General features: G+C 44.7%; 14 protein-coding genes and 1 pseudogene. 4 read left to right on the top strand and 11 right to left on the bottom strand.

Features of this window, described 5'->3' with window-relative positions:
- Positions 1–246: 246 nt before the first annotated feature.
- The 4 genes from V7K30_RS06245 to V7K30_RS06230 all read right to left on the bottom strand — a co-directional run bounded on the left by V7K30_RS06245 (position 247) and on the right by V7K30_RS06230 (position 6,310).
- Complete coding sequence (locus V7K30_RS06245; protein WP_334998133.1) at positions 247–939, bottom strand: urease accessory protein UreF; 693 nt, start codon at positions 937–939, stop codon at positions 247–249.
- A complete protein-coding gene (gene ureE, locus V7K30_RS06240; protein ID WP_334998131.1) occupies positions 914–1,360 on the bottom strand; it encodes an urease accessory protein UreE in 447 nt (148 codons plus the stop codon). Before ureE ends, V7K30_RS06245 begins: the two co-directional genes overlap by 26 nt.
- A gap of 360 nt (positions 1,361–1,720) precedes the next feature.
- Entirely contained in the window at positions 1,721–3,607 is a 1,887-nt protein-coding gene (locus V7K30_RS06235) for a PAS domain-containing sensor histidine kinase (protein ID WP_334998129.1), read from the bottom strand.
- A gap of 84 nt (positions 3,608–3,691) precedes the next feature.
- Positions 3,692–6,310 (bottom strand): PAS domain S-box protein, encoded by a 2,619-nt coding sequence (locus V7K30_RS06230; protein WP_334998127.1) that lies wholly within the window; start codon positions 6,308–6,310, stop codon positions 3,692–3,694.
- 368 nt (positions 6,311–6,678) lie between these two features.
- Here V7K30_RS06230 and ada point away from each other — a divergent pair, with 368 nt between their 5' ends.
- Together ada and V7K30_RS06220 are read left to right on the top strand one after the other, a co-directional pair.
- Entirely contained in the window at positions 6,679–7,824 is a 1,146-nt protein-coding gene (gene ada / locus V7K30_RS06225; protein ID WP_334998125.1) for a bifunctional DNA-binding transcriptional regulator/O6-methylguanine-DNA methyltransferase Ada, read from the top strand.
- Positions 7,808–8,467, top strand: coding sequence for a DNA-3-methyladenine glycosylase family protein (locus tag V7K30_RS06220; protein ID WP_334998123.1), 660 nt, complete (start codon positions 7,808–7,810; stop codon positions 8,465–8,467). The genes ada and V7K30_RS06220 overlap by 17 nt, the downstream gene beginning before the upstream one ends.
- On the opposite strand, the gene dapF is transcribed toward V7K30_RS06220, so the two are convergent.
- On the bottom strand, positions 8,451–9,290 hold the full coding sequence (gene dapF, locus V7K30_RS06215; RefSeq protein WP_334998122.1) for a diaminopimelate epimerase: 840 nt from the start codon (positions 9,288–9,290) through the stop codon (positions 8,451–8,453). The two genes, V7K30_RS06220 and dapF, sit on opposite strands and share 17 nt — an antisense overlap.
- Positions 9,291–9,359: 69 nt before the next feature.
- On the opposite strand from dapF, the gene V7K30_RS06210 reads away from it, so the two are divergent.
- Entirely contained in the window at positions 9,360–9,575 is a 216-nt protein-coding gene (locus tag V7K30_RS06210) for an Hfq-related RNA-binding protein (RefSeq protein ID WP_334998120.1), read from the top strand.
- A gap of 42 nt (positions 9,576–9,617) precedes the next feature.
- On the opposite strand, the gene V7K30_RS06205 is transcribed toward V7K30_RS06210, so the two are convergent.
- From V7K30_RS06205 to V7K30_RS06190, 4 genes are all read right to left on the bottom strand, one after another.
- Positions 9,618–11,957 carry a cation:proton antiporter domain-containing protein gene (locus tag V7K30_RS06205; RefSeq protein ID WP_334998177.1) on the bottom strand — a complete coding sequence of 780 codons (2,340 nt, stop codon included), beginning with the start codon at positions 11,955–11,957 and terminating at the stop codon, positions 9,618–9,620.
- A 505-nt stretch (positions 11,958–12,462) separates the two neighbouring features.
- Positions 12,463–13,461: an SDR family NAD(P)-dependent oxidoreductase gene (locus V7K30_RS06200; RefSeq protein ID WP_334998175.1), complete on the bottom strand. Its 999-nt coding sequence runs from the start codon at positions 13,459–13,461 to the stop codon at positions 12,463–12,465.
- Positions 13,462–13,873: 412 nt separating this feature from the next.
- Positions 13,874–20,449: a hybrid sensor histidine kinase/response regulator gene (locus tag V7K30_RS06195; protein WP_334998118.1), complete on the bottom strand. Its 6,576-nt coding sequence runs from the start codon at positions 20,447–20,449 to the stop codon at positions 13,874–13,876.
- Positions 20,450–21,142: 693 nt separating this feature from the next.
- Entirely contained in the window at positions 21,143–21,514 is a 372-nt protein-coding gene (locus V7K30_RS06190) for a hypothetical protein (RefSeq protein WP_334998116.1), read from the bottom strand.
- A 124-nt stretch (positions 21,515–21,638) separates the two neighbouring features.
- Here V7K30_RS06190 and V7K30_RS06185 point away from each other — a divergent pair, with 124 nt between their 5' ends.
- On the top strand, positions 21,639–21,776 hold the full coding sequence (locus V7K30_RS06185) for a hypothetical protein (protein ID WP_334998114.1): 138 nt from the start codon (positions 21,639–21,641) through the stop codon (positions 21,774–21,776).
- A 553-nt stretch (positions 21,777–22,329) separates the two neighbouring features.
- On the opposite strand, the pseudogene V7K30_RS06180 reads toward V7K30_RS06185, so the two are convergent.
- Both V7K30_RS06180 and bchH read right to left on the bottom strand, forming a co-directional pair.
- A pseudogene (locus tag V7K30_RS06180) lies at positions 22,330–22,521 on the bottom strand (type II toxin-antitoxin system HicB family antitoxin); the annotation flags it as partial.
- Between the two features lie 101 nt (positions 22,522–22,622).
- Positions 22,623–26,354 carry a magnesium chelatase subunit H gene (gene bchH, locus V7K30_RS06175; protein WP_334998112.1) on the bottom strand — a complete coding sequence of 1,244 codons (3,732 nt, stop codon included), beginning with the start codon at positions 26,352–26,354 and terminating at the stop codon, positions 22,623–22,625.
- Positions 26,355–26,634: the final 280 nt, after the last annotated feature.

Raw genomic sequence — 26,634 nt, 5'->3', positions numbered from 1 at the left:
CTACTTCCCCTCAAAACTATACCTATCAACCGTTTCGCTTTAATTTTAAGTATTTTATCTGTTTGTTAAGAAAGATCCGGGTAATGGATAGCCGCAAGCAGGGAGGGGTTGGGGGTGGGGTTCTTTAATTATGGGTAATTTGGCGGACATGATATCAGTTGTCAGTTGTCAGTTGTCATTTTTCCTTGGTACATGGTTATTAGTTCTTAGTTTTTGCCCAATGCCCAATGCCCAATGCCCAATGCCCTAACTTCTAAACAACCTTGTATACTGCGTTTCATGCTGCATACTCGCTAGCGACAAACCCCAACTACAACAGGCGAGTTGATCATCCTCCAACGCGAGAATTTCCAACGCCGCAGCGCTAAATAATGGTTGTAAATCTAGCAATAACTGCTGTCCTGCTGTTTGTCCCAGGGGAATAAGTTTCACGCCAGCAGTAATCAAATTACTTGCCCAACTATGCAGATATCCCAGTAATGCGGCTTTGATGCTGATTTGCCAATGGGCAACGGCAATGCCAAAAGCGATCGCATAATTGCAAGGATTACCTACAGCATTGGCAATGGGTATAATCTGCGGTTCTAGTTTACCAAGTAATTGGATGAGCGATCGCCCCATCTGCCAACTAGAGGCGCGTAATTCTTCTGTTTCCCTAGCAGCCGATAACCAGAGATTCCAACTGCATAGCGACTCAACATCACCCATTTTTGCAGCTTGCTCAGATCGTACCATCACCGCTGCCTCTAGCCGAATTGCCCCAGAGAGCAACTCTGCTTTTAACCAATCTTTGAGATGTGTGTGGTTAGCGATCGTACCATTTTCTACTAACATTTCCAAGCCTTCAGAATAACTATATGCTCCCACAGGCAAAGTAGGGCTAGCCAACTGCAAAATACTCAAAAGATGGCTATCAGTGAGCATGGTGGTGTTGTCCATAAGCTCCCAATTCTGGCTGAAACGGTAAAATTTCTTCTTTAACTTCTAACCCCAATTGTTCCAACATTGTACGTAAAACAGAATCTGAGGACAAGCGTAAATAAGTTGGGGTAATTTCTACAGGTACATGACGATTTCCCAGATGGTATGCCGCCCGTAATAATAAAAGTGGTGTTTGAGCAAAGGCAGTTAGCACGAGTTCTGGTTTGGCAGTAATTCTGATTAAACTGCTATGGGTTTCTTCTTGCAGAATATCACCATCATGTAACACAGTTCCTCTGGGTAAATGTAAAAACACAACCTTACCATCTTCCGTTTCAAAGCGATGACGACTGCGGGTACGTTCTTCTGCTGTCAGCGCCAGAGTAAAAGTGACTACGGCATCGCTATTAGGTGGTTTAAGTTGGGTAAATGTTAGCATACACAGTTTCGCCTGAACTTCCGCTTTTAATTATGGTTCTAATTTAACTAATTACGAATTATTTTAATCTCCTTAAAAAGGGAATGAAAATGTTAGGGATGGAATGGCAAAACAGTACTTCTGGGCAAGAAGGATCTGCCTCTATTGAGGGAAAGCATGGGGAGAAGACCACCAATACTATTGAAGGGAAACCTGATATAGCAAGCGGATTTCTGTGAACCATGAATTAGAATCCTCGTGCGTTTACGTCCAGGAGCATGTCAAATAACAGTCTTTAATTACGAATGATACAAATAATGAAATGTTGTACAAGTAATACTCTTAATTTCACTTCATGCGATCGCATCTATTCATCTGATATTACTCATAATTGGACAAAAAGCTAATAGGTAATGTAAACCAGAAAGTTGTCCCTGCATCCAATGTACTGTTTACACCAATTTCGCCGCCGTGAGCATTGATGATTTGCTTACAGAGATACAAGCCCAATCCCAAGCCTACAGAATTGCGGATATTTGCACCCCGAAAGTAAAGGTCAAAAAGCCGATCGCTTTGTTGTTGACTAATTCCCACGCCGTTATCACTGACTGTACAATAAATTTTGTCATCCTTACGGGTAGCGTTGATTGTCAAAACTAATTCCGGGGGATTGTGTTTCAGAGCGTTGACGATTAAGTTAGAAAAAACTCGCCATAGTTGCGTAGGATCAGCATTCACTAATGGCAAATCTGCGGACACCAGATTTGTCAGATCGGCTTGATTTTGCTCTAGCAATGGCTCTAAATCTGAGATCGCAGCTTCGACAACTGTCAGTAATTGTACAGGTTGACGTTGTAAAACAACACCTTGCACTTCGCTGACATGAGCTTCCATCAACGAATTAATTAAGTTAAGTTGGCGATCGCTACTTTGAATCATCCGCTCTAAAATTGAGCGTGAAACAGGGATTAGGGATTGGGGATTAGGGATTGGGGATTGAGATGAAACTTCTTCAATAATTCCCCCTTGTCCTTGATTCCCAGTCCCCAGTCCCCCACTGTTGAGCAAATTTTTCAGCACCATTAAAGTACCCAGCACTGGGTTGCGTAAGTCGTGAGAAACTGCATGAAAAAATACTCGTAGTTCTTCTTCAGTTTGTTTGCGCTGAGTAATGTCTTCTATCAAACCTTCGTAGTAAAGCAGTTTTCCCTGTTCATCATGCACTGCGTAGGCTTTTTCCGAAATCCAGACAATACTTCCGTCTCGGCGATAAATTTGGGACTCGAACTCGGAAACGCTGCCATACTTTTCCATCAGACGCACAAATTCTGCCCGACGGTTCGGATCAATATACAGTTGATGTTCAATATCAGTGAAATTTGCTGTCACCTCCTCCGCTAAGGAGTAGCCATAAATGCGTGCTAAAGCAGGATTTGCCGTAATGTAACGTCCATCGGGACTGCTTTGAAAGATCCCTTCAACAGCGTTTTCAAAAATGGTGCGATATTTAGCTTCTGCAACCTTGAGTTTTTGGTAGGCAGATTCCAGTTCTTGACGAGCGTAAAACTCAGAACGTTGCAGGCGATCGTACAGATAAACACCGATGTCACATATAGCACAAAACCAGAAAATGTACAAAATGAACGTTATATTATATATTTCTGGGTGTTCGGGGACTGGTGTTTTTAGCCCAAGTGCCGTATTTACACCAAAATAGTAAACCAGCACACCCACTTGACATAGCAAATGAATAATCCAGCAGACAGGCATCAACACAGCTTGGCTTAAAAACAGCAACGACCAGCCGATGCTGTCAGGTAGTGCAAAACCTCTGATGGTTGCAAACAACTGCGATGCTAGACTAATTGACCAAGAAGACCCCAAAAATAATAAATCTGGACGCTGACGACCGAACTTAGTTTTATGTAAGCCAAAGCAAGTAATTATGCTTACAAGCATTACAACATTGATTACAAGGCTTTTAGCTCTAAGTAGTTCTGGCAGCCTTTCCAACTCCTTTAATGGGAAGAAAAAGCCGTAAATGTCTCGCAAAGTAAAGGACAAAAGACAGATCAGCAGCAGCCATAACCATAAACGCAATCTCTGCCACAAAAAGCGATGCCTATGGGCCAGCCACTCCGTGTCTTGGCGCCGAGTTTTGTAAAAAGTAGTGATTTCATCTGTTGTTGGTGCAGAAAAGGTTTTTCTCCACCACCTTTGCACTGTTGTAAATGGAGTAGCCATTAGCATCCGAGCAACTTTGCCCATACCTTGAGGGTGTTTCCCTTACTCAACATTGCCATAAATAACACCCTCTCATTTTTTGGTGATTTATGGGCGATTTGTTGCGGATCAAGTTGCCAAAGGTAATGTAAACCAAAAAGTTAACCCGCGCTTGCGGTTACTAATAACACCGATTTCGCCGCCATGTGCTTTAATAACTTTCCGACAAAGATACATTTTTAAGCCAATGCTTGTGGAACAGCAGTCTTGGGGATCACGGACATGAAGATCGAAAAGGCGATCGCACTCTACTTTACTCATTCCCACACCGTCGTCTTGAATCTGAGTGCGAATCATTCCCGCTTCAACGGTGGCACTCAGAATAAAATTTAATCCTGGTGGATTATTTTGCAAGCTATGTGTTAATAAATTTGCCAAAACTTTCTGCAACCTAGTCGCATCTGCCATTACTAACGGTAAATCTGCGGGAACCAAGTTCTTCAGAGTCGCTTGATTTTGTGTCAGCATGGGTTGCAACTGGGCGAATATTCCTTTCAGTAGGGTGCTAAACTGCACAAGTTCAGGCTTGATGTCAATACCCTGTTTTTCACAAGAATTAATTTCTAGCAATGAGTTAATCATTGTCAGTTGGCGATCATTGCCTTGAATCATCCGCTCGATGATTGAGCGAGATACTGGGATTGGGGAAGGTGGGGCCCCCTCTGGGGATAAGGGGTAATGGGCATTGGGCATGGGGCATGGGGCATTGGGAGGAGAAAAGGGAGAGACTTCTTCAATAATTCTTCCTTGTCCCCCTTGTCCCCTTGTCCCCTTGTCCCCTTGTCCCCTTGTCCCCACTCCCCACTCCCCACTCCCCACTCCCTGATTTAACAAATTCTTTAACACCATCAAGTTACCCATCACCGAAGTTCGTAAATCGTGGGCAACCGTATGCAAAACAACATCTTTGACGCGATGCAATTTTTCAACTTCTTGCATTTTTTGCTGCAACTGTGCTGTTCGTTCTTCTACTTGGTGTTCTAAATTAGTGTTAAGTTCTGCTAGTTTTTGGCATATCTGGCTTTGCTGAATGGCGATCGCTACTTGTTGTGACATCTGCTGTAACAAATCAATTTCTATTGGCTGCCAATGACGCGAACCTGAGCATTGATTGGCAATTAACGCCCCAAATAATTCGTCACCTAGCATGATTGGTACAGCCAAAGTAGCCTTCGTTTGGAATTTTCGACAGTGGGCTTTAACTTTGGGAGATACTGCTATTTGCGTTACGTCTTCAATGACACGCACAAGATTATCTTTTAATAAGTTTCTTATTTCTTGTAAATAAGCTTCATCATTAGTAGACCAACCTGAGACTGATGGATACTTTGGATCTACTGATTCGGCAAGAGTTTTGACTCCTAAATTGGCATTATTTAAACCAATAAAAACTCGATCTGCTTGCAGAAATTGCCTGACTTCCATCACAGTGGTTTGGAGAATTTCATCTAAGTTAAGCGAAGACCGAATTCGCACTAGGGTTTCTGCCAACAAGCGATCGCGTTGGGCACAAAGTCGTAATTGCGCTTCCACCTGTTTGCGTTCTGTGATGTCGTGATGCACTGCTAGGATGCACTGGATACCATCCAAATCAATAACTTCGGCTGAAAGCAGCGTTGTAATTATCTTGCCAGACTTTTGCCGAAATTCAAATTCCAAGTTGCGAACAACTCCTGCGGCTTGCAACTCCTGTAACAAATTCAGGCGATCGCGATCGTGTACCCAAAGATTTAACTCAAAAGAAGTTTTACCAATCACCTCATCTCGCTCATAACCTGAGAGTTTCACAAAACTGTCGTTAACTTCGATGAAGCGTCCTTCTTGCAGCGTACTAATAGTAATTGAATCGGGGCTGCAACTAAAAGCTTTAGCAAATTTTTGGGCAAGATTTTGTAAGGTGACTTCTGCTTGTTTGCGTTCTGTGATATCTCGGACAATTGCTAGTACCTCGTCTTGACCACTCACTACCAACCGCGCCTCATAATCTCTGACTCCCAAAGGCGTTGGTAGTTGATATTCGCAAGTTTGTAAAGTTTCAGAATCTAAAGTTTTAGCGATCGCTACTTGGCTAATCGCCGCAACATCACTGGGCAATAACTCCTGCACATATTTCCCCACTATTTCTTCTCTCGAAAGAGTGATATTTGCTCCCTCACTTTTCAAATCTAGATACTCGCCATCACGGCTGATGCGAAACATCAAATCGGGGATAGCATCCAAAATTGCTTTATACCGCGCCTCACTCTCTTGGCATTTTTCTTGGGCTTGTTTTCGGTCTGTAATATCCATAACCAAGCCATTCCAAAGAAAATCGCCTTCTTCTTGTAATTCGGGTTGCGAAGTACCTTGAATCCACTTAAGTTTGCCACTAGGGGTAATGATGCGACCTTCCCAATGCCAAGGTTTAAAAGTGGTGCTGCAAACAGCAATAGATTCTGCAAAAGCTTTTATATCCTGTGGATGAATCAGTTTATATAGCACCTGAAAGTCTGCCTGTACAGCTTCTGGTTCTAATTCATACAAATATTCACAACCAGAACTAACATAAGGGACAAACACAGAGCCATCCCGCCGTTGCAGAACTTGGAAAATCATTCCTGGCAAATTGACAGAAATTTTTGATAGCAGGTTAATAGCCTCTTGCTGGCAATTTGGTGTATATAGCGATTTGACAACGGTTTCATCCACTCTTCGACCCTTTGATAGATAAGCTATTGATATACAATTAAAAGCCAGAATAACCAATTTAACAGTTTTGATTATGTAGGCATAATCGCTAACAGAATCAAAACAGTACCTTATTTCAGAGTAGTTCCTGATCAGGCGATCGCATTCCCCCAATCGGGTGAACCATTTGACGGAGGACGAATCAGGTGACAAAAAAGTTAGTTGTAAATAGTGATCAACGGCACTTTCTTAGATTTGATCGCAATAATCAGATAGAAAGTAGTTTATCAAAACATTTAATCTAGTTTTACCTAAAGAATAAACAGAGTTCCCAACATACAGGAGGTATTTCAGAGTGGATACTTTGCAATACATCCAAGGAGGCATAAATGCAACTACAACAGACACAACTTCTGTCAGAAACTCTTTGGGAAGCAGTTCTCAATCGAGATCCCACAATTGACGGCAAGTTTTTCTACGGTGTTCGCTCTACAGGCGTTTATTGCCGACCGATTTGCCCTAGTCGCAGACCAAATCGCAATCAAGTTTGTTTCTTCCAGTCGCCACAAGAGGCTGAAATTGCAGGTTTTCGAGCTTGTAAACGCTGTCAGCCACAATCAGAAACAGTTTCAAATCCGGCCAAAGTGAAAGTCTTAGCAGCATGTCGATACATTGAAACACAAGTTGATCACATCCCAACCCTCTCGGAATTATGCTCTGAAGTTGGAATGAGTCCCAGTTATCTGCAAAGGATATTTAAGCAAATAATTGGTGTATCCCCCTTTCAATATGCAGATGCACTGCGTAGCCAACGATTGAAGCAGCGTCTCCAATCAGGAGAGGAAATTGCCCAGGCAATTTATGACACGGGGTATGGTTCAAGTAGCCGCCTGTATGAGAAAGCACCTAAACAACTGGGAATGACACCAAAGAATTACCGACAAGCGGGAAAGACAATCAGCATTGTCTATGCGATCGCTCCATGTCCACTAGGATATTTGCTGGTGGCAACAACAGAGAAGGGGATCTGTGCCGTTAAACTAGGTGATGAAGCAGACAAACTTGAACACACTTTGATCAAAGAATTTAACCAAGCGGACATTGTGCGTGATGACCAGACACACAAGGAATGGATACAGGCAATCCTTGACTTTATAGCCGGAGATGAAACACATCTTGATTTACCACTTGATGTCCGTGGGACAGCATTTCAGAAACAGGTTTGGCAAGTATTACAGAAAATTCCCTATGGCGAAACGCGTACCTACACTGATATTGCCCGTGATCTTGCCAAGCCGCAGGCAGTCCGCGCGGTGGGTAATGCTTGTGGAGCTAATCCAACAGCGCTGATTGTACCGTGTCATCGTGTCCTGCGGAGTGATGGCAGTCTTGGTGGTTATCACTGGGGGATTGAGCGCAAACAAAAACTGCTTGTACAAGAATCAGAGCGCGGGATTAGGGATTCCAGTCCCCAGTCCCCAGTCCCCAGTCCCCACTCCCCACTCCCTTTTTCCAAAGATGACTCCAACACCTGAACTAGAATCGTTGACTGAAGAAAGTCTTACCCGTGGTTTAATGGTGCTTGCCAATATTGACAGCGATTTGGCTCGGATTTTAGAAACACTGGGGCCTCCACCTATGTGGTCAAGAGAACCGGGTTTTGCAACACTTCTGTGCATAATTCTGGAACAGCAAGTTTCCGTAGCGGCTGCAAGGGCTGTATTTAACCGACTATGTGGGGTTGTTGTAATGACACCAGAAAACTTTCTGACATTGGATGATGTTCAATTGAGAGGAATTGGATTCAGTCGGCAAAAGATTCTATACTGTCGTGGATTGGCGAATGCAATTGCAACTGGTCAGCTTGACCTCAGCAAGCTGGAAACAATGGATGAAACTGCGATCAGAACTGAGCTAAAGTGTCTTAAAGGGATCGGAGACTGGACAGTTGATATTTACTTGCTCATGGCGCTGCAAAGACCTGATGTCTTTCCTAAAGGCGATTTAGCGATCGCGATCGCTTTCCAAAAACTCAAAAACTTGGCGACGCGTCCAACACCAGTCCAACTAGAAGCAATGACACAGCACTGGCGACCGTGGCGAGCAGTTGCTGCAAGACTTCTATGGCACTACTACTTGAGTAATGCCAATGTTAAGTCGGTTACAGTTTACCCGTGAATACCCTCTCAGCCGGGCCTGTCATGTAAACTCGTTGGTCGATTTCTGACCATTCAATTTGCAAGGGGCCACCTGGTAATTCTATAGTGGCGGTGCGATCGCATTTTCCTGTTAACACTCCAGCTACTAAAGAAGCACAAGCACCAGTCCCACAAGCTAATGTAATCCCAGCCCCCCGTTCCCACACCCGCATTTTCAAATAGTCACGGCGTACCACTTGCATAAATTCGGTATTTATGCGTTGGGGAAAAGCTGAGTGATGCTCAAATTTGGGGCCGATGGTTTCTAGCTCAATTGCTGCTACATCTTCCACAAAGGTAATGCAGTGAGGATTTCCCATACTTACACAAGTGACATCCCAAGTTTGCCCCGCTACTTCCAACGGCTGAGAAATTACTTTTTCTTGGGCGGGTGCAAGATTAGTCGGAATTTCGCCAGCGAGTAACCTGGGTAAACCCATGTCTACTTTAACTTGACCATTAGATAAGAGTTGGGGAGTCATTACACCACCCAAAGTATGAATGCGATATGAGTCTTTATTCCGGGATTCGCCTTCTAAATCTGCCAAAAAGCCAGCTAAACAGCGAATGCCATTGCCACACATTTCTGGTTCTGAACCATCGGAATTAAAAATCCGCATGGTGTAGTCTGTGCCGTTTTCTCCAGGTAGCGCAAAAATTACACCATCAGCACCGATACCAAAATGGCGATCGCACAACTTGATGGCTTGCTCTGGCGTCACTACGGGCACAGATGACGAGCGATTGTCAATCAGAATAAAGTCGTTGCCTAGACCATGATACTTAGTAAATTCGATTGCCATTTTCCCAAGGATGAATTATCAAGGATTAGTTACTCTTTATTTTGCCTTGTAGGTTCATCTTTACTAAAAATGCTTACCGAATTTGACACCACTTTACCTAGTATTAGACAAGTCCAAACCCTGATTAAACAAACAATACCAGTAGAGTTTAAGCTGCTATCTGGTGATGTGATTACAGGGAGGGTTTTATGGCAAGATCCACACTGTATCTGTATTGCTGATGAAAACAGTCAGCAAACCACTGTTTGGAAACATGCGATCGCTTATATTAAGCCAAAGAATTAATCCTTTGTCATTTGTCCTTTGTGAATAACCAATGACTAATGACTATTCTCGCCAATTATCCGCAGGCAGAAACTCTTTGAGCGCTTCTGCCTCACCAGCTTTCACGACTGGGACAGAAAGCGGTACTGAACTGGCGATCGCAAATAACTGTTCTAGTTGACTCAAACCTGTCAAGCTACCACATAACAATACTTGGTCGCCAACTCGTAAGTCCATACCGCCATCAGGATAGCGGATAAACTTGCCATCGCGCCGGATCGCCTGTACCTGTACTCCAAATTGTTTGCCGATATCTAAATCTCTTAGGGTTTTACCTAGCATTGCCGTATGTGCATTGACTGTAATCCACTGGCAAGCACTATTTTCTCCGGGAACAGCAGCTTGTCCCTTAGCAAATTCTGCCAAAGCCGCCAGTTCTTCATCTGCTCCCACTACCAACAAGCGATCGCCTTCTTCCAATTTGGTTTGATTATTGGGATAATCGATTTCATCGCCGTTAGCGCGGCGAATTGCCATCAAACTCACTCCTGTTAAGTAGCGCATATCTGCTTCTTCTATGGTCATCCCAATTAGGGGCGAAGCAGATGGTAAAGGATACCAGCGCTGATTTAAATCGAGAGTTGCTTGGCGCAAATCGCGGGCAACTTCAGTCGCAGAAAGCTCTGGCCGCAATTCTAAATAATGATCGTTGCGGATTAGCTGCATTTCTCGTTGGACGACAGCTGGCGATAACAAGCCTAAGCCAGTTAATAAATAGGTTGCCATTTCTAAGCTGGCTTCAAACTCTGGTTGCACAACTTCTCTGGCTCCCAATTGATACAGCACCTCAATATTTTTATCCTGGGTAGCACGGACAACCAAATCTAATTCTGGGCGCAATTCTAAAGCGCGTTTCAAGCAAAGACGGGTACTCATGGGGTCTGGGAGGGCGATCGCCATTCCTTTGGCATGATTCACGCCGGCGGTTTCCAGAACGTGTAAACTCACACAATTGCCATAGACATAAGACACTCCAGCCTCACGCAACTGCTGAATTCTACTTTCTGATTGGTCGATTACTACCACAGGTAGGTCGTGTTGCAGCAACAACTTCACTAAATTTTTGCCGACTCGCCCATAGCCGCAGACTACCACATGGTCTTTGAAGGGCAAATCTTCTGACACATCCCGCGCCTCTTGTTCTTCTAAGTACGGTTTCAACCAGGGTATTGATTCGGCAAAGTTAAATAAAAATGGCACTAACCGCAGGACAAATGGGGTAAGCATGAGAGTAACTGCGGTGGTTCCCAAAATTAATAAGTATATTTGTCGGGACACCAGCCCCAAAGACTGCCCTTCACTGGCGAGAACAAAGGAAAATTCCCCAATTTGCGCCAGTCCCAAACCGGCGATGATGGCTGTTTTCAAAGGGTAGCGGAACAGCTTCACTAGGGGGGTGATAATCAAAAATTTACCGACGAAAACTAGTGCCACCAGCCCTAAAATCAATTCTAAGTTATTCCACAAAAACACTGGGTCAATTAACATCCCAATGGCGGCAAAAAATAAACTGGCAAAAATATCTCGCAGTGGTTCGACATAAGTCAGGGTTTGATCGGCGTACTCCACCTCAGAAATCATCAAACCCGCGACAAATGCCCCCATCTCAATCGACAGCCCTAAATACTCTGTTAATAGAGCAATACCTAAACAGAGAGCTACAACCCCTAATAAAAATAGTTCTTTGCTTTCAGTACCGGCTAACAGTCGCAACAAAGGCGGTATCAGCCAAATCCCCGCAGCTACTGCCCCAGCAGCAAATAAAGCAATCGACAGTAGCGCTGTCAGCACGGCGATGCCAATAGTTTCTGCTGGTTGGTTGAGGGCTGGTAAGACTGCTAACATCAGTCCCAGTGCCAAGTCCTGGACTACCAAAATCCCTAGCATCACTTGCCCGTGAGGTGTTTCTGTTTCATTGCGCTCCATCAAGCACTTGAGGACAACCGCTGTGGAAGACAAGGACAGAATACACCCCAAAAACATCCCCTTAGCAGGTAAGGCTCCCCAGGCTCCGGTTAACCCGCATACCAATACTGTTACCAAAATCGTTAAAGCAATCTGGAGTCCACCTCCGCCAAGAGCGATCGCTTTTACCTTCTTGAGTTCCGCAAGGGAAAATTCCACACCCAAGGCGAATAACAAAAAGGCAACCCCGAACTGTGCCAGAGTCTCTACTTGAATAACTTCTTTAATCAGTCCCAGTCCGGCTGGCCCAATGATCATCCCGCCAATGAGATATCCTAGCAGCACCGGTTGTTGCAAAAGTGCCGCCAACAGTCCGCCACAGGCTGCAACTCCTAGAACTAAAACTAAATCAACAATTAGCCTAAAATCTTCTTGCACCAGTTTTAAAGAACTATTAAGACCTATTAATTCAGGATACAAAGTTTTTTGATCTCAAATTGCTTGTTTGGTGAAGGTGCGACAAAATTTGATTATTTTGAAGGGGGCAATTGGAGTTTTTATTGCTTAAGCTCAAACCCCTTTAAAACCTCGTTTCCAGTCTCTGACTGGAAATGCACTTCAATTGCGGCTCTGCCGCGAGTAATATCATGTCCGCATAATTAGTTACGATTCCCACAGTCATTGCACCCCACCCCGCCAAAGCATAGCTTTGTCTCCCCTCCCGAAGAGCGGGGAGGGGATTAAGGGGTGGGGTTCTTCGGGTTTAATAAGCAATCAAGCGGACATGATATAAGGGAGGCGGCAGCCCCCCAATTAGGCATTCCCAGTCAGAGACTGGGAACGAGAGAATCTCTATAAGTTCTTTCTAGACTGGTTTTCAAAGACTCGTTCACGAGGATCAAAGGTGGATGCCCAATGCCTAATGCCCAATGCCCAATGCCCATTAAATCTTAGGCGAACTAAGGGCATTCAGTAGTAGTAGTGACCACGGCATTTTAATATCGGGTATGAGCCATGAATACTTTCTCAGTCCTGGCAATGCAGCTGGCAGCATAAAACGCAGAGAACGTAGCGATGCGGGACGATGTCTACGACGGGCTACGCCTACGCCATTTTCATCGACAATTCCATATTTATTAGCTAGTTCGGCAACAATCTGCACACGTCCTGTATGGCGCATGATATTTGACTCACAAGCAAGTGCAGCAATCACCCGTCCAGTTAATAGGGGAGTTTCCCAGTTGTAGCGATCGCTGATTAATGAGTTTTTTTGGTCAGTAGGATTGGTATGATTCATCTCAGAAGCAAAACGGGAAAAAAGTTCAGTACCAACAATACCTGGCCAAATTGAAACAGAAGCGACATTATGGGGTTTGAGTTCAACAGCCATATCAGCTGCTAGGCGATCGCAAGCTGCTTTACCAGCACCGTATGCTGTATTAAAGATATAAGACATACTACCCCACGAGGAAATGGTGCAAATTAGTCCAGAGTTCCGCTTGGTCATCATTCGGGCAGCAAAAACACTCGCAACATAGTGGCTACGAAGACCAACGTTGTTGCTAGCATCCCAAAGACTTGGTTCACAATCCCAAAAGGGCTGCCCATAGGCGTCTTTTACTGCCTGAACTCCTGAGTAAGCATTATTCACCAGTAGGTCGAGTTGTCCATCTTGCTCATCTTGAATGCGCTCAAACAGTAAACGCACTTGCTCATCGTCGCTGTGGTCTACTTGGACGGGAATGCATACACCACCAACTTCCTCTATGACTAATTGGGTTTCATTAAGACTCCCTGAAACCGCATCACTAGAAGAGTTGTTGAGGCTGCGGCCCGTGACGTATACAGTTGCACCAGCTTCAGCCAAGCCAATAGCAATTCCCCGACCAATTCCCCGCGTAGCACCTGTTACCAATGCCACTCTCCCCTCAAGGTGTTTCATCATAATTCGTAATTCGTAATTGAATAGGCAATACTGCTCGGTTAAGGAAATAAAGTAGGCTGAAACCCTTGAAATATCAGTGTCTATAATGCCCAAAAGAGGCTTAATATCATGTTCGCTTGATTGCTTATTAAACCCGAAGAACCCCAAAGAGCCAAAGCTATGCTTTGTCTCCCCTCCCGAAGAGCGAGGAGGGGTTGGGGGTGGGGTTCTTTTATTATGATCTGGCGGACATGATATAACCGAGCAGTATTGATTGAATAGGGGTTAATACCCTCGTTTCTATAAGCTTGTTTAGTGTCGGGGTTGAAATTCCCGTCACCAAACATAATTACGTTAGCGTAGCGCGAAGGAGTCCGCGAGTATGATTACGAATTACGTTAGCGAGTCACGAGCGTCATTACGAATTATTTTAACGGTATAGCCAAACTCGCAATAGTGAAAGCAGTTGTTCAGTATCTACGGGTTTGGTGATGTAGTCGGATGCACCAGCTTCGATGCACTTTTCGCGATCGCCTTGCATGGCTTTAGCGGTCAATGCAATAATCGGCAAAGATTGAAATTGCTCGTTTTGGCGAATTACGCGGGTTGTTTCGTAACCATCCATTTCTGGCATCATTACGTCCATCAAAACGACATCAATATCTGGTGTATTTTCTAACAGGGTAATTCCCTCTCTGCCGTTTTCAGCATATAAAACCTGGATTTGATAACGCTCTAACATACTGGTAAGGGCGAAGATATTACGCATATCGTCGTCGACAATTAGCGCTTTTTTGCCAGTGAGTAAGTAGTCTTGTGAATGCAGTTGTTCGAGTATTTGTCGCTTGGGTGCAGGTAAATTTGCTTGGACTCGATGTAAAAATAATGCTGTTTCATCGAGGAGACGTTCGGGCGATCGCACATCTTTAATGATAATTGTTTCGGCAATCCGCCTGAGTTCCGTTTCTTGAGCTTTGCTAATTTCTCTACCTGTGTAGACAATAATTGGCAATGTTTTGCCGTTAGGTAGAAGCTTTATCTGCTCGATCAGTTCAAACCCAGTCATATCGGGTAGCCCTAAATCAAGAACGAGGCAATCAAAATGCTGGGCGCGAATAGCTTCTAGTGCTTCTGTACCCGTAGCAACAGCAGTGGTAAAAACATCGCTGTTGCCAATCAACTCCACAATACTCAGCCGTTGCGTGTCGTCGTCTTCGACTACTAACAAATTTTTCACCTGGCGCTCAACAAAACCTTTAATTTTGGTCAAGGCTTCGGATATTGTCTGGCTAGTTAAAGGCTTTTGCAAATATGCGATCGCTCCTAGTTGCAAACCGCGCTGTCGTCCTTCCTCAACGGTCATAATATGTACGGGAATGTGACGGGTATTTGGGTCATGCTTCAGGCGATCCAATACCGTCCAACCATCCATTTCGGGCAACCTGATATCTAGCAAAATGGCTGAAGGCAGGAATTGCTGCGCTAGTGTCAAACCTGTACTGCCGTTTTGGGCAGTTATTACTTTGAATCCGTGCTGTTGCGACATCTCTATGAGGATACGCGCAAAGTTAACGTCATCTTCGACAATCAACAACACGCGATCGCCTCTTTCAATAGTAGTGCGATCGTCATTTAGGAGTGGGGAGTGGGAATTTGGTAGAGACGCGATTAATCGCGTCTGTAGTTTTGATGTAGATTCAGCACTCAATTGTGGTAAGTAGAATGTAAAGGTGCTACCTTGACCGGGTTGACTGACTAATTTAATTTCGCCGCCAAAGAGACGGGCGATTTCGCGGCTAATTGATAAGCCCAATCCGGTACCGCCGTATCTGCGACTGGTAGAGCCATCGGCTTGCTGAAATGCCTCAAAAATCACTTTCTGCTTGTCGGGGGCAATGCCAATGCCTGTATCGCTGACTGAGAAGGCAATCACAAACTGGGCGCTATTTAAAGTTTTCTGGTCGTTGCTCCACCCCTGCTTCGCCACCGTAATCTTTAAGCGAACCTCCCCTCGCTCTGTAAATTTAAAAGCGTTGGAGAGGAGATTTTTCAACACCTGTTGTAAGCGTTTGACATCTGTATAGATGGTGAGTGGCAATTCGGGAGTAAATTCAATTGCGAAGGCAAGTGCTTTGCTCTGAGCTATTTCTCGGAAGGTGCGCTCAGTCTGTTCGCCCAACTCTATCAATGGCATTTGGGTGATGTCAATCGACATAGTTCCAGATTCAATTTTAGCCAGATCCAGAATGTCATTGATTAACGTCAACAAATCAGTACCTGCTGAGTAAATTGTCTGACTGTATTCGACTTGTTTGCTGGTGAGGTTGTTATCAATGTTATCTGCCAACAACTTCGCCAAAATTAATAAGCTGTTCAACGGTGTCCGCAGTTCATGGGACATGTTGGCGAGAAATTCTGATTTGTATTTTGAGGAAAGGGCGAGTTGTTCAGCCTTGTCTTCCAAAGACAGTCTTGCTTGTTCAATTTCCCGATTTTTGCGTTCGACTTCTTTCTTCTGCATAGCTAACAACTCTGCCTTTTCTTCTAATTCGGCGTTGGTTTGTTGCAATTCCTCTTGCTGTCCTTTGAGTAAATCCTCAGAGGCTTTGAGTGATTGGGCTTGTTGTTCTAAGCGCTTGTTGGTTTCCCGGAGTTCGCTTTGCTGGGTTTGGAGTTCTTCAGCCAAAGATTGCGACTGCTTGAGTAATTCTTCAGTTCGCATCGATGCGGCGATCGTGTTCAGGACGATCGCTATACTTTCGGTAAGTTGGTCCAAGAATGTCAGATGAATTTCGCTAAAGCGGCGGAAGGATGCTAATTCGATGACTGCTGTCACTTGTCCTTCAAAAAGTACAGGTAACACCACGGCATTGAGTGGAGTTGCTTCTCCTAAACCAGAGGCAATTCTCACATAATCACTTGGTACTTCCGTCAGCAGTATTCGCTCTTTTTCCAAAGCGCATTGTCCCACCAAACCTTCACCCAAGTGGAAGCGGTTAGCCAAATGTCTGCGTTCACGGTAAGCGTAGCTACTAATTAGTTTCAAATACGGTGTATTGTCAAAAGAGTCCATCAGGAAGAATACACCATGTTGCGCTCCTACCAAGGGTGCTAATTCTGAGAGAATTAGTTTAGATACAGTTTCCAAGTCTCGCTGCCCTTGCAGCATTCGGGTAAACTTGGCTAAGTTAGTTTTCAACCAATCTTGTTCGGTGTTTTTCTGTGTTGTCTCCCGCAGGTTGGCAATCATCTGGTTGATGTTGTCTTTGAGGATGGCAACTTCTCCTAATGCTTCGACGGCAATTGAACGAGTTAAATCGCCCTTAGTTACAGCTGTAGCAACTTCTGCGATCGCTCGCAACTGGGTGGTAAGTGTAGCAGCGAGTTCGTTGACGTTATCTGTCAAATCTTTCCAAGTCCCAGCCGCGCCAGGGACTCTCGCTTGTCCGCCCAACTTCCCTTCAATTCCCACTTCCCGCGCCACTGTAGTTACTTGATTGGCAAACGTCGCTAAAGTATCAATCATCTCGTTGATTGTCTCTGCCAAAGTTTCAATTTCTCCCTTGGCATCTAACATCAGTTTCCGTTTCAAGTCACCGTTAGCAACTGCCGTGACAACTCTGGCAATACCGCGCACTTGTGCCGTCAAGTTCCCCGCCATTGAGTTCACGTTATCTGTTAAATCTTTCCAAGTTCCGGCAACACCTTGGACTTGCGCTTGTCCGCCCAACTTTCCTTCAGTTCCTACTTCCCGCGCCACCCGCGTTACTTCACTTGCAAAGGAACTGAGTTGATCTACCATTGTGTTGGTGGTATTCTTCAAGTCTAAAATTTCGCCTTTGGCATCGACGGTAATTTTCTTGGATAAGTCGCCATTAGCTACCGCTTTAGTAACTTCCGCAATGTTGCGAACTTGTCCGGTGAGATTTCCCGCCATTGAGTTAACGTTGTCTGTCAAGTCTTTCCAAGTGCCTGCAACTCCTCTGACGTAAGCTTGCACGCCCAATTTCCCTTCCGTTCCCACCTCACGGGCTACCCTTGTAACTTCTGATGCAAAGGAATTGAGTTGATCCACCATTGTATTAATGGTGTTCTTGAGTTCCTGAATTTCACCTTTGACATCGACGGTGATTTTCTTAGATAAGTCGCCGTTTGCTACAGCTGTGGTAACTTCAGCAATGTTCCGCACTTGCGCCGTCAAACTTCCCGCCATGAAGTTTACGCTGTCGGTGAGATCCTTCCAAGTGCCGGCGACACCTTTAACTTCTGCTTGTACGCCCAGCTTCCCTTCAGTTCCCACCTCTCGCGCCACCCGCGTCACTTCACTTGCAAAGGAATTTAGTTGATCCACCATCGTGTTGACGGTGTTCTTCAACTCTAAAATTTCACCTTTGACATCAACAGAGATTTTTTTCGATAAGTCGCCATTAGCTACGGCGGTGGTGACGGCGGCAATGTTTCGCACCTGTGCCGTTAAGCTTCCCGCCATGAAGTTTACGCTGTCAGTTAAATCTTTCCAAGTGCCAGCGACACCGCGCACATCTGCTTGCACACCCAGTTTACCTTCGCTTCCCACCTCACGAGCAACGCGCGTCACTTCACTTGCAAAGGAGTTGAGTTGATCCACCATTATATTGATGGTATTCTTGAGTTCCAGAATTTCGCCTTTAACAGCAACAGTAATTTTCTTAGATAAGTCGCCATTGGCGATCGCAGTTGTAACTTCGGCAATGTTCCGCACCTGCGCCGTTAAGCTTCCCGCCATGAAGTTTACGCTATCAGTTAAATCTTTCCAAGTGCCTGCAACGTCTTTCACTTCCGCTTGCACACCCAATTTACCTTCAGTTCCCACTTCACGGGCGACTCGCGTCACTTCACTTGCAAAGGAACTGAGTTGATCTACCATCGTATTGATGGTATTTTTCAACTCCAGAATTTCACCTTTAACATCGACGGTGATTTTCTTAGAAAGGTCGCCTGTTGCAACGGCGGTTGTGACTTCGGCAATGTTCCGCACCTGCGCCGTCAAACTTCCCGCCATGAAATTCACGCTGTCAGTTAAATCTTTCCAAGTGCCAGCCACGCCGCGCACTTCTGCTTGCACGCCCAGTTTACCCTCGCTTCCCACTTCCCGCGCCACCCTTGTGACTTCACTTGCAAAGGAATTGAGTTGATCCACCATTGTATTGATGGTATTTTTCAACTCCAGAATTTCACCTTTGACATCGACGGTGATTTTCTTCGATAAGTCGCCTGTTGCAACCGCCGTAGTCACTTCCGCAATGTTTCGCACCTGTGCCGTTAAACTTCCCGCCATGAAGTTTACGCTGTCAGTTAAATCTTTCCAAGTGCCAGCCACGCCGCGCACATCGGCTTGCACACCCAGTTTACCTTCACTGCCCACTTCACGAGCAACTCTTGTGACTTCACTTGCAAAGGAACTGAGTTGATCCACCATGATATTGATGGTATTCTTGAGTTCGAGAATTTCACCTCTAACATCGACGGTGATTTTTTTAGATAGATCACCATTTGCGATCGCAGTGGCAACTTCGGCAATATTTCGCACCTGTCCGGTGAGATTACCCGCCATCAAGTTAACGTTGTCAGTTAAATCTTTCCAAGTTCCCGCTACTCCCCGCACTTCTGCTTGTACGCCCAATTTTCCTTCAGTTCCCACTTCACGGGCAACTCTTGTGACTTCACTTGCAAAAGAATTGAGTTGATCCACCATCGTGTTGATGGTATTTTTCAACTCCAGTATTTCGCCTTTCACATCCACAGTGATTTTCTTGGATAAGTCACCATTTGCTACCGCCGTTGTCACTTCCGCAATATTCCGCACTTGTGCCGTCAAGCTTCCCGCCATGAAGTTTACGCTATCGGTAAGGTCTTTCCACGTCCCCGCTACCCCGCGAACTTCTGCTTGACCGCCTAATTTGCCTTCTGCACCCACCTCACGCGCAACTCTTGTTACTTCTGATGCAAAGGAATTGAGTTGATCCACCATGATGTTGACGGTGTTTTTCAACTCTAAAATTTCGCCTTTGACATCAACAGTAATTTTTTTAGAAAGGTCGCCATTCGCTACCGCCGTTGTCACTTCCGCAATGTTACGGACTTGGGCTGTTAAATTCCCTGCCATCAAATTAACGTTGTCGGTGAGATCCTTCCAAGTCCCGGCGACTCCTTTAACTTCTGCTTGCACGCCCAACTTCCCTTCAGTTCCCACTTCACGGGCAACTCGCGTTACTTCCGATGCAAAAGAATTAAGCTGATCCACCATCGTGTTGACGGTGTTTTTAAGTTCCAGAATTTCGCCTTTGACATCGACAGTGATTTTCTTGGATAAGTCACCATTTGCGATCGCAGTGGCAACTTCAGCAATGTTGCGAACTTGTCCGGTGAGATTACCCGCCATCAAGTTAACGTTATCAGTCAAATCTTTCCAAGTGCCAGCGACACCTTGCACTTCGGCTTGGACGCCTAATTTACCTTCAGTTCCCACCTCACGGGCAACCCGCGTTACTTCCGATGCAAAAGAACCAAGCCGATCTACCATCGTGTTGACGATATTAGCAGTTTGGAGAAACTCACCTTGGAGGGGTCTGCCATCAATTTCTGTAGCGATCGTTTGCGATAAGTCACCATTGGCAACTGACCGAATTACACGAGTAGTTTCAGCTGTTGGTTGAACTAAATCTGTAATCAGAGTATTGACAGAAGTAACACAATTTGACCATGAGCCACGAACATCTCCCAGAGAGGCGCGTTCAGCAATTTTGCCTTCTTTGCCGACAACATTGCCAATCCGTTGTAGCTCTGCCGCCATCCGCTCATTCTGGTCAATAATATCATTGAGTGTATCAGCTATTTTCCCCGCCACACCAATATGGTCTATGGGCATCCGAGCCGAGAAGTCACCCTGTTTAACAGCATTCAGCGTTCTTAGTAGCTGATTTAAATCTAGATTGTCGCTGTCTCTAGTTAACTGTTCGGTTGCCATAGCCTTATTTCTAAAGAATTTACTAGGTTTTCGTGTTTAAAAAAGGTTTTCTCAAAGCAGAAAGTTAATCGTAACTTTCATTAGTGCTTCTAGGTTTTCTGATACTCCCCATAGCACAAAATCTTTGATAATCTGATTAGCTTGGGTAGTTATTTAACTGTCAAATATCCCCAGTACTGACTGTGCATAGCACAAAAGTTAGTAAAGCTGAGTTGAAACTCGGCTCCTGACTGAGGGCAATCAGTTTTACTGCCAGTTGTGTAAAACTTTTAGCGAGGTTAGTTTGTTTAGCGTTAATAACCAAAATAGTATTTTGGTTGTAGAGATAATAATCAAGTTTACCTTTTAGTTTGTTGTCTTGAATTAGTTACTCTATATTCCGGTTTGCACCCGTAATGCGGACTAACTCTAATGATAACGGGGGAAGGGCAAGGGGGCAGGGGGCAGGGGAGAAGTTTGCTATCGGGTTTGGGCAGTGTCTCCCCTAGTAGGGCTTGTTGTTAGCAAAGAAGACGCAGTGAACCAGGGCTGTAGGCGAGTTTGGCGCGTCTGTTTTATTATTGTTTAGGACTTACGCAAAAAAGTTGTGAAGTAGGGGTAATTCATGAATTACCCCTACGACAAATCAGGTTTTTGAGACAATTTTGCGTAAGTTCTATTGTTGATTAACTTGCGATCGCTTCGGGCGGGCGGTTACGCCATCGCAACTGCCTTTCTGCGGGAAGGACGCTTGCGCTCTGATTTTTTCTTTAGTCCAACCGCTTGGGCTTGATCGCTATCTGATCCATATTGTCCGCGGATTACTTCTTTCATGGCTAATACAGCATTGTGAAATTGCCATTCTGCTAATCGCGCCGCATCAGTAGCCGCACGGTATAAAGTTAGTTTTTCGGTTTCGTTTTGTTGCTGCGCCAACATATCCTGATAAGCTTGCTGTAAATTTGCTACAGAGGCATCAGCACGGGTTGTGTCATAGGTTCTGACAGTTTGCAAACCGTGTAATGAAATAATATCTTGACTAATTGATTGAGAGGGCAAACGGCGGGTTTTATCTTGGGTAGGCATATATGCATACTGTTGTAAAGTATAAGTTTAATGTGCCCATTACAACAAAAAAACTAACAGTGAATAAAATTTTTAGATAGAACAAAGTTAAAAAAACGTGGGCTAATTTTTGCAAGTCGGTGCAATGGCATTGTCAGTCGATGCGATCGCATTGTCTGTTGAAACAATGGCAATGTTAGTCGATGCGATCGCATTGTCAGTCAAAACAATGGCAATGTCAGTCGATGCGATCGCATTGTTAGTCGATGCGATCGCATTGTGAGTCGATACAATTAATTAGGTGGGAAAATTTATAAGTATGTCATTACTACTGAGTGTGGGGTGGGACAAAAGCCATTGGTGTCAACTTACAGCAATTTTCAGGTAAATCCCTCGTTCCCAGTCGGAGACTGGGAATGCCTAATATGGGGGCTGCCGCCTCAAGATTAGCGGCAGAGCTGCAATGAAAAAGCATTTCCAGCCAGAGGCTAGAAACGAGGTTTTAAAGGGGTTTGCGCTTGCTTAAGTTGACACCAATGGCGAAAAGCCAGCCGGTAGCCAAAAACAGGCTTTTCGACCCACCCCACAAGATTGGATAATTTATTTGTTGGAAATCTCTTAGCGTGAAACGTGTAACGCACCCTACAACACTAGGGTGGGGAAATCTCCAAATCTTTGCAAATCTTGATAGCTAGAATATCAACAATCTCAGTATGTTTTGGAACTGCCGAGGTTCTGTTGTTTGATGCGATTGTAATAAATCGTATGCCTTCCACCCTCCCGAAGAAACAAACAGCCATTTTTTTCTAGATGGCGAATCAATTCACGTCTTTTTACTATAATTTGACAGTAATTTGTTCACGGAGGACATCTTTCCCGGAAAGTTGTTGCTCTGCGAGTTCCCGATTTGATATTAGAATTAACTCTATCGCTTCCCGTAGACTTTTTCTCGCTTCTTCCAGCGTTCTCTCTTGGACATTAGCACCGGGTAATTCCTGGACGTAGCCGATATACCAATCATCTATCTTTTCAAATACAGCAGTAAAAGAATTTTCCCTAGTTCAATAATCTTAATAGCAGTTAGTAATTTTAACAGTGATGGGTTAATAAGCTTTAACGCATCTACTTTTTAAACTGTCACACCCTCTAATTCCTCATCTGTCAACTCATACAACTGGCGCAACTTATCCAACTTATCTGCATCAGCTTCCCAGAAACCCCGCCCATGCGCCTCCAACATTCTCCCTAAAATATTGCGAAAAGCTTCAGGATTTGCCTTACGTAATTTATCCGCCATCTCCGCATCTAAGGCATAAGTCTCAGCCGCTTGGTCATAAACCCAATCATCGGTAAAATCGGCAGTACCACCCCAACCAATCAACGCCGTCATCCGTTGGGAAATTTCAAAGGCACCACCAGAACCTTGATTCGCCATCGCTTGCGCCCACTTGGGATTTAGCAACTTAGTGCGATACTCCATTCGCAACAAATCATCTAAATTGCGGGGTGTAGTATCCTTCGAGAAACTTTCCACAAAGCTGGTTGAAACCTTCTTACCGCGTTGTTTTTCTGCTGCCCTTTTCAAACCGCCCGTATTAGCGTAATATTCTTGAATATCAGTTAAACCATATTCTACCGAATCGATTTCTTGAACAATGCGATCGCTTGTTTTTAACAACGTGTTCAACACTTCCGGTCTAGCTTGACCTTTATCTTCTCTCCCGTAGCTAAACACATTGCGACTTTGCCAAGTATTGCCTAACTCTTCACCAGATTCCCAGTTACCATCAACCACTCGATCATTTACCAAAGAACCAAAATCACCCGCCGGATTAGAAAACAATCTCGCCGATGCATTTTCCACACCTTGGGCTTTTAAAGCTAAAGCATGTCTTCTAATAAAATTCTGATCTTCCGGTTCATCAGCATCAGCCGCCCGTTGAAATAAATCATCCAACAATTCGATGATATTTACAAAACTATCCCGGAAAATCCCAGACAAATTACCCAATATATCAATGCGGGGATGTCCAACTTCCGCCAACGGCTTTAATTCATAACGAACAATTCTACCAGTTCCTTCCTTAACAGGTTCAGCCCCCACCAATTCCAACAGAATCCCCAAAGATTCACCCTTAGTTTTAATCGCATCCAATCCCCATAACATCACCGCCACCGTTTCAGGATATGTCCCAGATTCATCCAAATGCTGGGCGATAATTTTTTGAGCAATTTCTCGTCCCCGTTGGTATGCCGCAGGTGAAGGCATCCGATAAGGATCTAAAGCATGAATATTCCTCCCCGTAGGCAAAACCCCAGCCCCATCCCGCAACAAATCACCACCAGGCGCAGGCGGAATATACTCCCCATTCAACCCCCTTAACAAATTCGTTAACTCATCCGTAGATTGCATCAACAAATCCCTTATTAGTCTTTCCTCCTCTTGGCGTTCTTTGCGCCTCTGCGGTTCGTTTACTTCCTCCTCCCCCCCAAAATAAGCCTCCAAATACGACGCCAACTCCTCCTCATTTGGTGCTTCCCCCAAAGTATGCAACCCAGAAGAAAACAACCGATTTTCTAAAACCTGCAAATATTCATACAACTTTACCAAATAATCATCAAAAGCGCGATCGCTAAACATCCGCACATTTTCGGGAGTAAACGCAATCCCCAACCGTTTAGCATCCTCAAACGGACAATCTGCATCTAAACCAGAGTCCACAATTTTTTTACAAATCCCTTCCTTCAAGACATAATTCTTTTGCGGATCTTCCCGATACTCCGAAATCAAATCTCGCAATGCCACCAATTCCTTATACAAACCTGCACGACCATAAGGCGGTACATTATGAGAAATTAACACACCATAACCGCGACGTTTTGCCAACATCGATTCCGAAGGATTATTCGCCGCATATATATATAGATTAGGCAAATTTCCTAACAGAATATCCGACCAAGAATAACCCGTATTACCCAAAGGGGAACCAGGCAACCATTCCACCGTCCCATGCATTCCAAAGTGAACTAAAGCATCAGCTTGAAACTCATTTTGCAGCCATTTATAATAAGCGACATATTGGGGATGGGGCGTTAAATCTCGTTCAAACATTAAGCGCATCGGGTCGCCTTGTATGCCTAAAGGTGGTTGTACACCTATCCACACATTTCCTAATTGCACACCACCAATCTGGAATTCATCGCCATAGGTTTTAATTCCAGTTCCCGTTAGAGATTTCCATTGTTTTTCAATGCGGGAGGTTTGCAGATATCCCAACCATTTTTCTAATGTGCGGACATTTACAGTACTTGTGGGGTGGGCAACATGAGCGCCATTATCTAGGGGCAGTCGTCTCGCCTGCCCCAGAAGAGGATTAGATTCATCTGCCTCTTTCACCCAGCGAATCAATTCTTCCCCATCTTCCGGCAAATCCCCAACGGTGTAACCTTGTTCTTTGAGTGCGTGGAGAAACTTCAGCAAACTACGCGGGACATTTAATAATGCAGCTGTCCCTACAGCACCATAACCTGGAGGAAACCCATATAAAATGATCGCAATCTTGCGTTCCGATGCAGGTTTTTGCCGCAAAGCCACCCAACTTTTCACCCTACCAATTAATCGCTGCACCCGTTCGGGAACTAGATAAATATTTTCGCCCACCAAACCACCGAGGGGAACGGTATCAATAGCCCCATCCAGTTCTGGTAAAGCATACAATACTACACTTTGCAATCCGCCGACACCTTGGCGCGTCCACGAGTGAATATCTTGAATTAACAGTGGTGCAGCAACAATATAAGGTACATTCTTGGCAGTGAGGATGCGCTTTGCTACTTCCACCTGACGCCCTGCTTCCATTGAACCAGCCGGGCCACCCACCAGAGGAAAGCCAATTGTCGAAACGATCGCATCCACTTTTACTGCTTCACTAGAAAGTGAAAGAGTCTCTATATTACCTAGTTGTCGTTGCTGAATTTCATAGTCGGTTGTCATCAAATCTCGTACCGCCACATGTCCTTCCACGCCGTTGATGAAAATGGGCAAAGGAGTTAACCCGGCTGATTCAAAACTGCGAATTAGTTGGGGAATGTAGGGTTGTTTGGTGATGACGTGTTTACGGTAGAGGAGAATTCCGATAACTGGGGAAACGCGATTAGGGAAGACGCGATGAATCGCGTCTCTACAATGGGTTTTATACCATTCCAGATACTCGCGGGGCGATTCAAAAAACCCTTGATAGTCGGGATGGAGTAATCCGATGTTGGGGGTTTCGACTAGCGGGGGAATGTCGCCGACTTTTAAACCCAAGTATTTTTCTGCCAGTGTCCAGAATAAGGAAGCGACGTTTTCTGAACCGCCAGCATTCCAGTAACCATAGATAATTAACCAGTTGCGTAAGTCTTGGACTTTTTGCCCTGGCACGTATTTCAGTAGTTTGGGGCCAATTTTTAAGAAGCTGATGTAACCAGCGAGTTTGTCTTCTTCTCTTCCGTTGCTAAATTTGTCGAGGATGAATTTAATTGGTTTGGGCATTCCTTTGGGTTTGTCGCCAATGGCAAAAATACCCAGCTTGGTTAAACTCATCAATTCCAAGGCTGACTCAAACACCAGACGGATGGGAATTTGAGCAATGCGATCGCGCAACCACACAACCTGGTCATAATCAAATAGCAGGCTACCGAAAAACACATCAGCTTCATGAAGTGCTGCTTCTACCTCGGTGCGTTTGTTGGTAAGATCGCGATCGCTAAATACTCGAATATCCAACTGTGGACAGCGAGAGTTAGCCAAAAAAGCTGCTTTCCTGTACAAGTCAGCGTTGAACGATTCAAACCCAGCAACCAAGACGATGCGTTTCATGCCTGTTAGCTACGAAATATTTCTTTACTTAAATCTTAAACGTGCTTTCAGGCTGATTGTTAAATATCTACCCACAGATTCCGGTCATTCAGGCGTACTAGTACAGAATCGCGGAAATAAATATGCCATTCGATCAGGCTGAAAAGCCTATGTTATCGCTTTTCTTCCTTCTACCCCTCTGCTTCTGTGCCCTTCTGCCTTCTTGCACTAAGTACATTTGTCATAGCTTTCTACTTTTACGAAGCGCTATTATCTTAACAATGGGGGTAATTGCTGCATT

Source organism: Nostoc sp. (genome assembly GCF_036917655.1).
Classification (GTDB): Bacteria; Cyanobacteriota; Cyanobacteriia; order Cyanobacteriales; family Nostocaceae; genus Nostoc.
This window is presented reverse-complemented; position numbering and strand designations above follow the sequence as displayed.